We start from the raw sequence: 13,610 nt of genomic DNA, 5'->3' as shown, positions 1-13,610 counted from the left end.
CACGAACGCCAGCCCCAGGCCGCTGCCGCCGGGGTTGCCGGGCGCGTCTTCGCCGAACCGCTTGAACGGCTTGAACAGCAAGGCCTGCTCGTCGGGGCTCATGCCCCGGCCCCGATCCTCGACCGTCACGCGCCAGCCTTCCTGCCCGGCGGACAAACGACACCGAACCGTCGAGCCAGGCGGGCTGTACTTGACGGCGTTATCGATCAGGTTACCGAAGGCGCGTGCCAGCATGGCCGGATCGGCGTGGACATATGCTTGGTCCGCATCGGCCTCGAACAAAATCCGACTATCCCGCTGCCGCGCCAAAGGCCAGTGTTCGTCGCAAACGGCGGCCAGCATATCGGCCAGGTTCTGCTCGCGATAATCCATTTCCTTGGACTCCGCACGCGCCAAATGCACGAAGCCGTCCACCAGGTTCAAGGTTTTGTTTGCGTAGAGCGCAATGCGCTCCAGGGTTTCATGCTCGGGCACAGGCGTTTGCGTGCTGGTTTGCAGCTCGATCAGAGCCAGAATGGAGTTCTGGGGAGATCGCATATCGTGCGAGATGAAACGCAAGGTCTGCTCGCGCTGCCGAGCGGCCTGGCTCAGCGAGGCAATTGCCTGGCGCAGCGCAACGACACGCGCCGACAGCGACTCGCCGGATCGCGCCGCCATGTCATCGGGCAGCGCAAGCATCGCCCCCTCGTCGCGCAGCTTGGCCAGCTCGCGGTCGAAATACTGCAACGCCGCTTCCTGGCTGCGCCAGCTCCATACGGGATAGATCAAGGCCACGCCTATCAGGCCCGCCGCCGGAGGAATCCAGAAATGCGCATACTGCAAGAGCAGCCAGCTTCCCGCGACGATAAACAGCAGCATGGCAGCCGAAATGAACAGAGACCGGCGCGGAGAAAGCCTTTCCAACATCACGCATACGAGCAGCACAGGCAGTACAGCGATCAGGGCGTTGGACCAACGGCCGAAAGAATCGATCCAGCCGTCCTCCAGCGCATCCCGCAAGCCGTTGGCAAGAATCTCCACCCCGGCCATCGGTTCTCCCGTACGGATGGACAAAGGGGTCGGCATCAAATCGCCCAACCCCGACGCCCAGGATCCAACCAATACGTATTTGTCGCGAAAAGCGGCTTGCGGCACCTCTCCGTCGAGCACCTTTGCATAAGGGTATAAGGCAAAGCCGTCGGGCCCGCCGGAATAGGAAAGCAAACGGGAGGCCCCGCCGCTTTGCCGCAAAGACGAAGCCAGGGCATGGTCGCCTCCCGCCTCGAGCATGGCCAATACAAAATGATCCAGCGGCTTGCCGGACTGGGTTTCCCCACGCAGCATAAGCCTGCGGATGACGCCATCGCCGTCAAAATACGCGCTGATGTCGCCAAGCCGCCTGGCGGACTCGGCCAGCACCGGCAAAGGCCTGCCGGTGCGATGGGTCTTGCCGTCGTGGACGAGCGGCAGCACGACGTGCCCCTGTTCCGCGATCGCCCGCGCAAGTGTCCGGTCATCGTCTGGATACGCCGGGTTGTCGTCATTGAAAACGATGTCCAGCCCCACCGCCTTCGCTTCTTTCAGGCGGGCCAGCAACTGCGCGTGAACCGCGCGTCGCCAGGGCCAATACCCGATTTCCTCGATGCTGCCATCGTCGATGGCCACGATGACGATGTCGTCGCTTGCCGGCTTGTTCGCCGCGAAACTCAGAACTCGGTCGTAAAAAACGTGATCGAGCTTGGCAATGCCCAGATGGGCGCCAAAGCCGCCCAACGCGAAAGTGAGCAGCATGAGCGCCAGGCTGACGATCAACCACTCTGCGCGAATACGCCGTTCAAGCTCGCCCCAGGCCACCCGCTTGCGTTTTTCGGGGCGGCCCATGCTAATAATCGGAAACTAGTATGGGCAAGCCATATCCCGATAAAACGGGAGCGCCGCCGTATCCCTGCAACACCGGCTTGCCGGCGAAGGCCTGCCTGGCGTCGAGGCCTCCGAGACCGATATTGTCCACGGCGCGAACCAGAAGATAATACGTGCCCGGCCCGGGCGCCGCATAGTCGATGCGGTTGGAGGAAAACAATTTGCTGGACACCATTTTCGTGCCGTCCGGGTCTTCGGCCACCCGTACCAGATAACCGCTTGCCCCTTCCACCGGCGCGATGGTCATGGAACCGCCGCCATCCGCGGGCTTGGACAGCAACGGCGCCGGCAGCAGTTCCCTTACCCCCAGGCTGGCTCCGCTCGCGTCCACCGCCATACCCTGCTTCGCCTTGAGCATGACGTCGGCCCCATGCGGCGCCTCGACCCCCGCCACCCCTTGGACCACCTCGCTGCGCGCGCCCTGCGACGACGAAAAATGTACCCGGAAGCGTGTGCCCCGTACTCCTGTGACGCTTACAGGCGTGCGCACTTCGAAACGCCCCACCCCTTCATGCTTGGGCGCCACGTGGGACTCGAGCGTGCCTTGGCCGACTTCCACCTTGATATCGATCAGCCCCGTCCCCTTGAAGACCCTCAGCCGCTTCACGACCATGGTCGACGAAGCGGGAAGGCTCAGCACGCTGCCATCAGCCAGTTTCAGGGTAACGAACCCATCGGCTTGCGTGCTGACGGCCTGGCCTTCCGCCACCGACGAGGAAAGCTGCAATGGCCTGCCGTCCAGCGCAGCCTGCCCGGCCATGTAACTGACGTCCGCCGTGGAGGGAAGCTCGAGAATGAGCGAAAACGGGATTTTCAGCACTTGCCCGATTGGAAGCCGCGCCTGGTCCTGGACATGGTTGAGCGACTGCAGGGTTGTCCAGGTCGACCATCCGCTGGTGTAGCGTGTGGCAAGATCACCCAGGGTGTCTCCGGCTACGACCCGGTACAGGAAATCGTCGCCATGGGCTCCCATCGCCTGGCCGAAGGCGGAGGTGGATGACAGGCATAAAGCCGCGCTAGCCAGACATATGGAAAGAAGGTGCTGCCGAATCATGATGAAACCATTATTGTGTTTTGTCGTTGTCGATCAATGCCAGACGATAGCCAAGCGCATAGGAAGATGCCAGACTGACGCCATGCTCGGGACGCAATTCGAGTTTTTGCCGGATATTGGACAGATGCGTGTCCAGCGTGCGCGAGGTTGGCGGAATTTCGCGATTCCAGATCAAGGTGCTCAGCACATCCCTGGAAAACAGGCGCCAGGGGTTCCTGAAGAACAGCACGGCCAGGTCGAACTCTTTGGGGGCCAGCGGTATGGCTTTGCCATGCAGCCGGATGACTCCTTCCCCGGTGTCGATCTCGTAGGCTCCGACATGGAAACCCTGTTCGGTTCGCTCGGGCAGACCGCTGCGGCGCAAAAGCGCCTTCACCCTGGCCAGGAGTTCGCCCGGACGCATGGGTTTGAGCATATAGTCGTCAGCGCCCGCCTGCAGCCCAAGAACAAGATCCTCTTCCTGGATGCGATTGGTCAAGAACATGACGGGAATCTCGTAGCCAAGATGGACTCTTACCCAGCGGACAATCTCCAGGCCGCTGATATCGGGAATCTCCCAGTCGATAATCAGCAAATCGAACGGCCGGGTCTTTTGCAAAACGGCGAGCAGCGCTTCTCCTGTGGCAAATACCGTGCAGGCATGGCCTGCTGAAGTCAGCACCTGCTGAATCAGTTGTGCCTGGGCAAAATCGTCTTCCAACGAGGCGATGTTCATCGGTTGGCCTGTATTGTTTCCGAGCGTATGTCTTCAATGGGATACCCGTGCTCGTTGAGAGCAACGGTTACAAGTTTCAGTATATCCGCATTCCGCGTCCGGAAAGCCACCAAGCATCCCTCACGCTGTTTGCTCCAATAGACCTGGAGAGCTCCCCGGTTGCCCGCATCATACAAAGCCAGCACCCGCTGGGCAACCTGGTTGATGCGATTGCACTGATCCAGTATCCACGTCTCGCTCAAAAACTCGGGCATGCTGATGCACAGCTCGTACCCGATTTCCCCAAGCGTACTATTGCCCCGGATACTCATGGCTTGCGGCATCCAAACGGCGCAGCTCGGCGAAAAGTAAAACACACGACAAAATCCGCCCTTATTAGCTACAAAATGATACTGTGATTCTTATGGTCAAGGCAGACATTGTCCAGCCAAAGGACAATTCATTGACCATTCTTGACAGTGTGTCGACAGGGAGGAAAGCAATCGAAAAAGGAAGGCCCGGCGCCAACGATCCGGCCAGATCCCAAAGACGGCCATCGCGCAGACAGCCAACGCGAGTTTCGCGGCGCCCAAATGAAAAATCGCCCTGACGGGCGATTTTTTTTAACAGTTTTGTTTACTGGTGCCGACGGCGAGACTCGAACTCGCACAGCTCTCGCCACTACCCCCTCAAGATAGCGTGTCTACCAATTCCACCACGTCGGCTGTACCATACAAAACTTTTTTGCCGCGCCGCCAACTTGTTTAATAAAGCCAGCGCCACAGCAAAGAGCGATATTCTAGCATGAATTTTGCAAGGCATTTCAGCCACCTGCTTTAATTCAAGCCACACCTTCCGCCAGTCCGTATCGGCTACACCGCGGCGGGAAGACGCTTGGCACCGCCCGCATTGCCGCCGTCAATACAGGCAAACGCGAGGGCCGTTTTACTTGGAAGCAGGAGCGCTGCCAGCGGCTTCGGCAGGCTTGGAAGCGGAAGCCTTTGCGGCCTGCTCGTCCGAAGGCGAAGACACCGACGGCACCGAGGGAACAGCGCTGGAAGCGCCTGCGGCCGGCTTGTCAGCCGCGGGTGCCGGTGCGCTGCCCGGGACGGAAGGCACGGCGGAGCCCTGGGGGGCTACGGGCGCGGGCGCGGCGGGCTGCTCTTTGAAGCCCTGCATGATGCCGCCGTCGAGGATCGAATTGGCCGTATGGTGGGAAACATAGGCCAACCCGATGGTCGAGGCGAAAAAGATGATGGCGGCCCACTTGGTGGTGCGGGAAAGGAAGTTGGCCGCGCCGCTGGCGCCAAACAGGCTGCCGGCCGAACCACTGCCGAACGAAGAGCCCATGTCGGCGCCCTGGCCCTGCTGCAACAGCACAAGCACGATGATACTTATCGAGGAAATAACCTGGATCGCCAGCAGAACAGATGTCAACCAATGCATTTAAAAACTCCGAAGCCTATGCGGCCGCTATACGTAAGAACTCTTCCGCCACCAACGAGGCGCCGCCGACCAGGGCGCCATCGATATCGGGCATGGCAAAAAGGCTGGCCGCATTGGCCGCCTTGACGCTGCCGCCATACAACACGCGCACGCCGGGAACGCCCAGCGCCGACAACAAGGCGCGTATGCCTGCGTGGACTTCCTGGGCCTGATCCGGCGTGGCGGTACGCCCGGTGCCGATGGCCCACACAGGCTCGTAAGCCAGCACGATCTGGCCGACAGCCTGGGCGCCCAGCGCCAGCACCGGCGCCAACTGGCGGGCAATGACTTCGTCGGTGCGGCCCGCCTCTTGTTCGTCGAGGGTTTCACCCACGCACACCACGGGGACCAGGCCGGCCGCCAATGCCGCGGCCGCCTTGTCGGCCACCAACTGGTCGGTTTCGCCATGCAGCGCACGGCGCTCGGAATGGCCAGCCAGCACCCAGCGGCAGGCAAAATCGCCGAGCATGGCGCCGGACACTTCGCCCGTATAGGCGCCCTGCGCATGCACGCTAAGATCCTGGGCGCCCCACGAAATGGCGCTACCCTGCAGAATGCTCTGAACCTGGGCGAGATACGGGAACGGCGAGCATACCGCCACCTCGCAATTGCCCACGGAATCTACGCCGGCGCGCAATCCGGCCAGCAGCGCGGCATTGCCGGCAAGATTGCCATGCATTTTCCAGTTGCCCATGACAAGACGCCTGCGCGGCCCGGAAACCCCCGATTCGGAAACACCCATTTAAAATTTTGCCTCAAACCTGTATTTTACAAGCCCGCCCGGCTCCAGGCCGGAAAACGGAATAACCGGGCATTGTAGCGTGTTAAAGGGCAAATCGCCTAATGCGAGACGAGGCAAAGGCCACCCGCAAGACGAAGGTCTCGCCCAAGGGGGGTGGCTGCGCCGCCCGCGCCGCTTTTGAGCGCCGCCCCGCGGCAAATCGCGGGGCCAACGCGGCTGCCGCGGCAACAGCCCCGGAAGAGGCTACAGGGTCAGGATGAGTTTTCCGATCTGCTCGCCCGCTTCCATCATGGCGTGCGCATCGCATGCCCGCGCCAAAGGGAAGGTGGCATGGACGATGGGCTTGATCTTGCCGGCTTCGAGCAAAGGCCAGACATGCTGCTTGAGCGAACGGGATATCTCCCCCTTGAATTCGACGGGGCGCGGGCGCAGTGTGGAGCCGGTAACCGTGAGGCGGCGGCGCATGACCTGGCTGAAATCGACCTCGCCCTTGGGGCCGCCCAGCAAAGCGATGATGACGACGCGGCCATCGTCGGCCAGGCACTTGAGGTCCCGGTTCACGTAGTCGCCGGCAACCATGTCCAGAATCACGTTCACGCCCTTGCCAGCGGTCAGCGCCTTGATTTCCTCGACATAGTCCTGACTGCGGTAATTGATGCCTTTGACCGCTCCCAATTGCTCGACGGCGCGCGCACGCTCGTCACTGCCCACGGTGGCGTACACCGTGTTTCCCATGGCCGTGGCCAGTTGGACGGCTGTCGTGCCGATGCCGCTGGCGCCGCCATGCACCAAAAGCGCCTCGCCTTTCGCCAGCCGGCCGCGATCGAAGACATTGCTCCAGACGGTGTAGTAGGTTTCCGGCAATCCCGCCGCCTCGATGTCGGACAAGCCCTTGGGAATCGGCAGGCACTGCAGGGCCGGAGCAACGCAATACTCGGCATAGCCTCCGCCGGCCACCAGCGCGCACACCTTGTCTCCCACGGCCAGGCCTGCGGCCGCGGCGTCGCCGCCGACGATTTCGCCGGCGATTTCAAGACCGGGCAAATCGGAGGCGCCCGGCGGAGGCGGATAATTGCCGGCGCGCTGGAAGGTGTCGGGTCGGTTCACGCCCGCCGCCGTCACCTTGATCAGCACTTCTCCCGCCGCCGGCTGCGGCATGGGCCGCTCGACCAGCTTCAGTACCTCGGGCCCACCGGGGCTGGAAATTTCCACTGCTTTCATCATGGCTCCTGGCTACATGGTTTTGCAAAACCCCTATTATTACCCACGCGAAGCCCGGCCGGGTTCCCCCAGGATCAAACTGACCATCGCCTCGATCGAAGCGTCATCCACGTCGTCTTCTTTCGGGCGCAGATGATAGTGAATGGCGTATCCGTCCAGAGCCATGATGAGAATCTGCGCGATGCGGGTTCCGTGGAATATTTTCAGGCGGCTGGGCGAAAGCATGGATTCGAGCAAGGCGGTGATCCGCTCTTCCAGCCAATTGACCAAGGTGGGCCGGTATTGGTCCACCGGCAAGGCTGACGACAGCGCCTGCATGATGTTGTTGACGAACCCGTTTTCTTCGGACGGAATATCGCGCCAAAGCGCGCGGATCAGGGTTCGAAGCTTGCCGCGGGAATCGGGGACTTGCGCGATGTCGGCCTCGAGGCGGGCGATTCTTGCGCGCATCCAGGGCTCGTAGAGGGTGTACAGGATGTCCAGCTTGGAGTCGAAATAAACGTAAAGATTGGCCTTCGAGACACCCGCCGCCTTGCTGATGGCCGTCAGTGCGGTCGCCGAATAGCCCTGGGCCGAAAACAGCTCGAAGGCCGCAGCCAGGATTGCATCGCGAACCTCGGTTTTTTTTATCTGGGCCATACATATTCCGCCAAGCCGGCAATGAGACGGACACGAGGCTCAAGCCCTCGATGTGTTTTTCCGTTCAATAACACCACCCCCGTTAGTGCGCCACAAACCGTAACGCAACCTGTTTCCGAAAGTGTAAACCTTCCTGCCGGGTAATAGTCGTGTTACCATCTTGCGCTCGGAAGGTTGGCAGAGTGGTCGAATGCACCGGTCTTGTTAAATCGAGCGTTGTTGTGGAAACACATCAAATGTAAGGAGTCAAATTCGGAGAAGCCCCTGGTGCGCTATTTAGGCGCCGAGGTAACGCCGAGCGAAGCCCGGTTCGCCGGGAACGTGTAGAGACTTGACGGCTCCCGCCTAAAGTGTTGAATCACCATGGTGAAGACAAAGTCCAGACCACAAACAAGCATCGAGCTTGGTAACGAAAGCTATAGTGGTACGGAAAACCGGCAGGGGTTCACGCCCCTCCAGGGTTCGAATCCCTGACCTTCCGCCATTTCACGCGCCCCCATGCGCCCAAAGCCCCCTTCATAATCCCCTTCCCGTCTCCACCGGCGTTTCCACTCGAAGCACGACGCGCATACAATTTGCGGTAACTTGCTTACTTAAGGTCACAAAACACTATGTGCGGGATTGCCGGATTCGTCGACACAAGCCCAAGACCTGGATGTTTCAACCCCCTGCCGGGCATGGTCAACGCCATCACCCATCGCGGCCCGGACGAATCAGGCATGTGGCACGACGAAGCATCGGGCGTGGCCCTGGGACACCGCCGCTTGTCCATCCTCGAGCTTTCCGCCGCCGGCAGCCAGCCCATGCACTCGGCGGACAAGCGCCATGTCCTGGTTTTCAATGGCGAAATCTACAACCATCTCGACCTGCGCGAACAACTGCGAGAGCACGGCAAGGCGCCCATATGGAACGGCCATTCCGACACCGAGACGCTGCTTGCATGCATCAGCGCCTGGGGGCTGGAACGCACGCTCAAAGCCGCGGTGGGCATGTTCGCCATCGCCTTGTGGGATCGCCATCGCCAAACGCTTTCGCTGGCCCGCGACCGCATGGGGGAAAAACCGCTGTATTGGGGCTGGCAAGGCGCGACCCTGTTGTTCGGCTCGGAGCTCAAGTCCCTGAAGGCCCACCCGGCCTGTACTGCGCGCGTAGACCGCAATGCCCTGGCGCTTTATCTGCGCCACGGCTACATTGTTGCGCCCCACAGCATCTACGAAGGCATCGGCAAGCTGCCGCCGGGCCATTACATCGACATCCCCTTCCGCGACCAATCCTCGGCCAGGGCGGCGCGCAGCCAGCCGTACTGGCGCATGAACCACGCGGTGCAGGCCGGTCTGGCCGATCCGCTGGCATGCGGCGACGAAGAAGCCGCCGACGCGCTGGAGCAGCAACTCATGCTTGGCGTGCGCGGCCAGATGCTGGCCGACGTGCCGCTCGGGGCTTTCCTGAGCGGCGGCGTCGACAGCAGCCTGATCGTGGCCCTGATGCAGGCGCAAAGCGGCAAGCCGGTGCGCACCTTCACCATGGGGTTCAACGACGAACGCTATGATGAAGCTCCCTATGCCCGCGCCGTGGCACAGCATCTGGGCACCCAGCACAGCGACATGGTGGTCACCCCCGAAGAGGCTCTGGCCGTCATTCCCGACCTGCCCAATATCTACGACGAACCGTTCGCGGACAGCTCGCAGATTCCCACCTACATGGTCAGTCGCCTGGCCAAGCAGCACGTCACGGTGGCTTTGAGCGGCGATGCCGGCGACGAACTGTTCGGCGGCTACAACACCTATCGGCTGGCGCCGCAAACATGGCATCGCATCCAGCAGTTGCCTCCGACCCTGCGCCATGCCGCGGCCGCCCTGCTGGGCGGGTGCGCCTCCTCGTCCGCGATAGAAGGTCTTCTGGCCGGCCTGAGGCCCCTCATGCCGGCCCGCCTGCGCCGTTCGGCCAATACCGGCAAAATGGACAAGTTTGCCGACCTTCTACGCGCCAATGGGCAAGAAGACTTCTATCGGCGGATGATCAGCCACTGGCGTTCTCCCGAAACCGTGGTGATCGGCGCAACGGAGCCCTCCACGCCGCTGAACGATGCCAAAGCCTGGCCTGGGCAGGGCCTGCCCTTCGAACAATGGCTGATGGCGATGGACGCCCAAACCTATCTGCCCGCCGACATCCTGGTCAAGGTGGATCGCGCCGCCATGGCCAACAGCCTGGAAACACGCGTGCCCCTGCTGGATCACCGCGTCATCGAACTGGCCTGGCGCCTGCCGCTGGACATGAAGATCCGCCATGGCAAGGGCAAGTGGCTGCTGCGCCAGGTATTGTTCCGCCATGTGCCCGCCGAACTGATCGAACGCCCCAAGAAGGGATTTTCCATTCCCCTGGCAACCTGGCTGCGCGGCCCTTTGCGCCAATGGGCCGAAAACCTGCTGGACGAGACCCGACTGCGGCGCGAAGGCTATTTCGACCCCATGCCCATACGCCAGGCATGGAAGCAGCATCTTGGCGGCCGGCGCGACTGCTCGACCCGCCTGTGGTGCATCCTGATGTTCCAGGCCTGGCTGGAAACGCAATAGGCGGCAAGCCTGCAACGCTCCGAACCGCCTCGCGAACACCAAGGGAAGACCTTGGCTTTCAGCAAAGATTTGCCGTTCATGCAATAATTTCGGGCTCGCGTCCATGGCGGAATTGGTAGACGCAAGAGACTTAAAATCTCTCGATCATTGATCGTGCCGGTTCGATTCCGGCTGGACGCACCAGCGATTCAAAAAAAACAGCCCGGATCAAATCCGGGCTGTTTGCGTTTCAGGCCGCCTGACCGGGCGGGTCAGGCAGGCGCCGTACCGCGCTTATTCAGCGGGCGCATCCGATGTTGCCGCGACAGGCCCGGTGGGGCCGCCTTGGGCTTCGATGCCGCCGATGGCCTTCATGGACAGGCGCAGACGGCCCTTGTCGTCGGCTTCGATGACCTTGATGCGCACAACCTGGCCGACCTTCAGGACATCGTTGATGTTGTTGATGCGGTAGTTGGCGATTTCGGAAATGTGCAGCAAGCCGTCGCGGCCGGGCAGAACCTGGACGATGGCGCCGAAATCCAGCAAACGCAGCACGGGGCCTTCGTATTCCTGGCCAACTTCCACGTCGGCGGTCAGCTCCTTGATGCGGCGCTCGGCTTCGCGCGCGCGGTCGAGATCGGCGCTGGCGATGGTGATGGTGCCGTCGTCGCCGATATCGATCTGCGTGCCGGTTTCTTCGGTCAGCGCGCGGATGGTGGCGCCGCCCTTGCCGATGACGTCGCGGATCTTCTCGGGGTTGATCTTGACAGTCAGCATGCGCGGCGCGAACTCGGACAGCTCGGTGCGCGAGCCGTCAAGGGCTTCGCGCATCTTGCTCAGGATGTGCAGGCGGCCTTCGCGGGCCTGGGCCAGCGCCACCTGCATGATTTCCTTGGTGATGCCCTGGATCTTGATATCCATCTGCAAGGCGGTGATGCCCTGCTCGGTGCCCGCCACCTTGAAGTCCATGTCGCCCAGGTGATCTTCGTCGCCCAGAATGTCGGTAAGAACCGCGAACTTGCCGCCGTCCTTAATGAGGCCCATGGCCACGCCGGCCACGTGGTCCTTGATGGGAACGCCGGCGTCCATCATGGCCAGGGAGCCGCCACATACCGAAGCCATCGACGACGAGCCGTTGGATTCGGTGATTTCCGACACCACGCGAATGGTGTACTGGAAGTCCTGGGGATCGGGCAGCAACGCGATAAGCGCACGCTTGGCCAGGCGGCCGTGGCCGATTTCGCGGCGCTTGGGCACGCCGAAGCGGCCGGTTTCGCCGGTGGCGAACGGAGGCATGTTGTAGTGCAGCATGAAGCGGTCGCGCGACTCGCCCATGATGGAGTCGATGATCTGCTCGTCCTGGCGAGTGCCCAGCGTGGCCACAACCAGGGCTTGGGTTTCGCCGCGGGTAAACAGGGCGCTGCCGTGCGCGCGGGGCAGCACGCCCAGGCGGACGCTGATGGGACGCACCGTGCGCGTGTCGCGGCCGTCGATGCGGGGTTCGCCGTTAAGGATCTGGCTGCGCACGATCTTGGCTTCGATGTCGAACAGGATGTTCTCGACCTCGACGCTGTCGGGTGCGGGCTCGCCCTTGGCTTCGGCATGCGCCAGCAGCGCTTCCTTGACTTCGGCATAGGCTTCGCGCAGCTTGGCCGTGCGGGCCTGCTTTTCGCGGATTTGATAAACCGCCTGCAGCTTTTCCTGGGCCGCCGAGGTAACAGCGGTAATCAGCGCCTCGTTCTTGGCAGCGGGCTGCCAGTCCCATTCGGGCTTGCCGGCTTCGGCCACCAGGTCGTGAATGGCGTTGATGACGGCTTGCATTTGCTCGTGGCCGAACACCACGCCGCCGAGCATGACGTCTTCGGACAACTGCTGGGCTTCGGATTCCACCATCAGCACGGCGGCTTCAGTGCCGGCAACCACGAGGTTCAGCTTGGACTCCTGCAACTGGCTGGTTGTGGGGTTGACCACGTACTGGCCGTCGACATAGCCCACGCGCGCAGCGCCAATGGGACCGTCGAACGGAATACCCGAGATGGCCAGGGCCGCCGAAGCGCCGATCATGGCGGCGATATCGGGGTCGATCTCGGGATTGACCGACATGGTGTGGATGATGACCTGCACGTCGTTGTAGAAGCCCTCGGGGAACAGGGGGCGCAACGGACGGTCGATGAGGCGGGAGGTCAGGGTTTCTTTTTCGGAGGGCTTGCCTTCGCGCTTGAAGAAGCCGCCGGGGATGCGGCCCGCAGCGTAGGTCTTTTCGACGTAGTCTACCGTCAGGGGAAAGAAATCCTGGCCGGGCTTGGCTTTTTTGGCCGCCACGACGGTAGCCAGAATGACGGTGTCTTCTATCGACACCAGCACAGCGCCCGAGGCCTGGCGAGCAATCTCGCCGGTTTCAAGCACTACCGTATGCTGACCGTACTGAAACGATTTGGTCACTTTATTAAACATTACGGACTATCCTTACAATAAAAAAACCGTGTACGCCGCGATTTTGCCTCGCGGTGTCCACGGTTGCACATAGTGGGGAGCCAGCCCCGGGTATCACTTACGCAGACCGAGCTTTTCGATCAGGGAGCGGTACGAATCGGGATTGCGGCCCTTCAGGTAATCGAGCAGTTTGCGGCGGCGGCTGACCATGCGCAGCAAGCCGCGGCGCGAATGGTGATCTTTCATGTGAGCCTTGAAGTGATCGGTCAGCTCGTTGATGCGCGCCGTCAGCAGCGCTACTTGTACTTCGGGGGAGCCGGTATCGCCTTGAGCGCGCTGGAATTGCGCAACGATATCGGATTTTTTGATGTCAGCTACAGACATGATTCTAGCCTCGTTAACATGCGCCAGAGCCGAGGTGCCCTGGCGTGAGATGAATGACAATAAACAATAGTGTTGCAACCTGGGCCCGCCCGCGCGAATTTACCGTAGTAAACTCATTGCTTATCGCGCAGCAAGCACCAAGATTTGGCATTATAGCGGATTGGCCAAAAATTGTTGCAAACACCCACCGGCCCCATCCCGTAGCAAAGCGAGACCAACATGAAGACCGCGGCATTTCGCAACAGCCTGCGCACCGGCGCGGCCGGCGTGGCCTTGTGCCTGCTGAGCGCCTGCGCAAACATGGCCCAGACGCCTCCGGGAACACCCATCAGCCAGGTCGAGGCCAAATTCGGCCAGCCTGATTACTCCTGCCCCCTGCCCGACGGCGGGCAACGCATGATATGGACCATGCAGCCATTCGGCCAGCATGCCTGGGGCACCAATGTCGGCGCCGACGGACGCACCGACAAGATCGTGCCCCTGCTTACCGATCAGCACTTCGAAGTG

11 protein-coding genes, 2 tRNA genes and 1 pseudogene are annotated in these 13,610 nt (G+C 61.6%); 4 read left to right on the top strand and 10 right to left on the bottom strand.

The annotated features are described in order from the left end of the window. From VNT00_RS11335 to VNT00_RS11325, 3 genes are all read right to left on the bottom strand, one after another. A partial coding sequence (locus VNT00_RS11335) for a CHASE2 domain-containing protein (RefSeq protein WP_325587507.1) occupies window positions 1-1,860 on the bottom strand: 1,860 nt, incomplete at its 3' end. Window position 1,861: 1 nt separating this feature from the next. After that, the gene (locus tag VNT00_RS11330) at window positions 1,862-2,953 is read right to left on the bottom strand and encodes a FecR family protein (RefSeq protein WP_325587505.1); all 1,092 of its coding nucleotides are present in this window, start codon (window positions 2,951-2,953) and stop codon (window positions 1,862-1,864) included. A 10-nt stretch (window positions 2,954-2,963) separates the two neighbouring features. Further along, the gene (locus VNT00_RS11325) at window positions 2,964-3,668 is read right to left on the bottom strand and encodes a response regulator transcription factor (protein ID WP_325587504.1); all 705 of its coding nucleotides are present in this window, start codon (window positions 3,666-3,668) and stop codon (window positions 2,964-2,966) included. Between the two features lie 47 nt (window positions 3,669-3,715). On the opposite strand from VNT00_RS11325, the gene VNT00_RS11320 reads away from it, so the two are divergent. Beyond that, window positions 3,716-4,066, top strand: a complete 351-nt coding sequence (locus VNT00_RS11320; protein ID WP_325587502.1) for a hypothetical protein — start codon at window positions 3,716-3,718, stop codon at window positions 4,064-4,066. A 221-nt stretch (window positions 4,067-4,287) separates the two neighbouring features. On the opposite strand, the gene VNT00_RS11315 is transcribed toward VNT00_RS11320, so the two are convergent. The 5 genes from VNT00_RS11315 to VNT00_RS11295 form a co-directional block, all read right to left on the bottom strand. Next, window positions 4,288-4,372: transfer RNA gene (locus VNT00_RS11315), tRNA-Leu, on the bottom strand. Between the two features lie 220 nt (window positions 4,373-4,592). Further along, complete coding sequence (gene secG, locus VNT00_RS11310; RefSeq protein WP_325587500.1) at window positions 4,593-5,093, bottom strand: preprotein translocase subunit SecG; 501 nt, start codon at window positions 5,091-5,093, stop codon at window positions 4,593-4,595. 16 nt (window positions 5,094-5,109) lie between these two features. Next, on the bottom strand, window positions 5,110-5,874 hold the full coding sequence (gene tpiA / locus VNT00_RS11305) for a triose-phosphate isomerase (protein WP_325587498.1): 765 nt from the start codon (window positions 5,872-5,874) through the stop codon (window positions 5,110-5,112). 243 nt (window positions 5,875-6,117) lie between these two features. Further along, on the bottom strand, window positions 6,118-7,095 hold the full coding sequence (locus tag VNT00_RS11300) for an NAD(P)H-quinone oxidoreductase (protein WP_325587496.1): 978 nt from the start codon (window positions 7,093-7,095) through the stop codon (window positions 6,118-6,120). Between the two features lie 39 nt (window positions 7,096-7,134). Then, window positions 7,135-7,734 (bottom strand): TetR/AcrR family transcriptional regulator, encoded by a 600-nt coding sequence (locus VNT00_RS11295; protein WP_325587494.1) that lies wholly within the window; start codon window positions 7,732-7,734, stop codon window positions 7,135-7,137. 611 nt (window positions 7,735-8,345) lie between these two features. Here VNT00_RS11295 and asnB point away from each other — a divergent pair. Both asnB and VNT00_RS11285 read left to right on the top strand, forming a co-directional pair. Next, on the top strand, window positions 8,346-10,307 hold the full coding sequence (gene asnB / locus VNT00_RS11290; protein WP_325587492.1) for an asparagine synthase (glutamine-hydrolyzing): 1,962 nt from the start codon (window positions 8,346-8,348) through the stop codon (window positions 10,305-10,307). 97 nt (window positions 10,308-10,404) lie between these two features. After that, window positions 10,405-10,490, top strand: a tRNA-Leu gene (locus VNT00_RS11285). 90 nt (window positions 10,491-10,580) lie between these two features. Here the strand turns inward: VNT00_RS11285 and pnp are convergent. Together pnp and rpsO are read right to left on the bottom strand one after the other, a co-directional pair. Beyond that, window positions 10,581-12,740 (bottom strand): polyribonucleotide nucleotidyltransferase, encoded by a 2,160-nt coding sequence (pnp, locus tag VNT00_RS11280; RefSeq protein WP_325587490.1) that lies wholly within the window; start codon window positions 12,738-12,740, stop codon window positions 10,581-10,583. Window positions 12,741-12,833: 93 nt separating this feature from the next. Next, window positions 12,834-13,103: a 30S ribosomal protein S15 gene (gene rpsO / locus VNT00_RS11275; protein WP_325587488.1), complete on the bottom strand. Its 270-nt coding sequence runs from the start codon at window positions 13,101-13,103 to the stop codon at window positions 12,834-12,836. Between the two features lie 219 nt (window positions 13,104-13,322). Here rpsO and VNT00_RS11270 point away from each other — a divergent pair. Beyond that, window positions 13,323-13,610: pseudogene (locus VNT00_RS11270) on the top strand (hypothetical protein); the annotation flags it as partial.

This window comes from Eoetvoesiella sp. (assembly GCF_035555955.1).
Classification (GTDB): Bacteria; Pseudomonadota; Gammaproteobacteria; order Burkholderiales; family Burkholderiaceae_B; genus Eoetvoesia.
The sequence above is the reverse complement of the archived record's forward strand: the minus strand, read 5'-3'. Positions and strand labels throughout refer to the sequence as shown.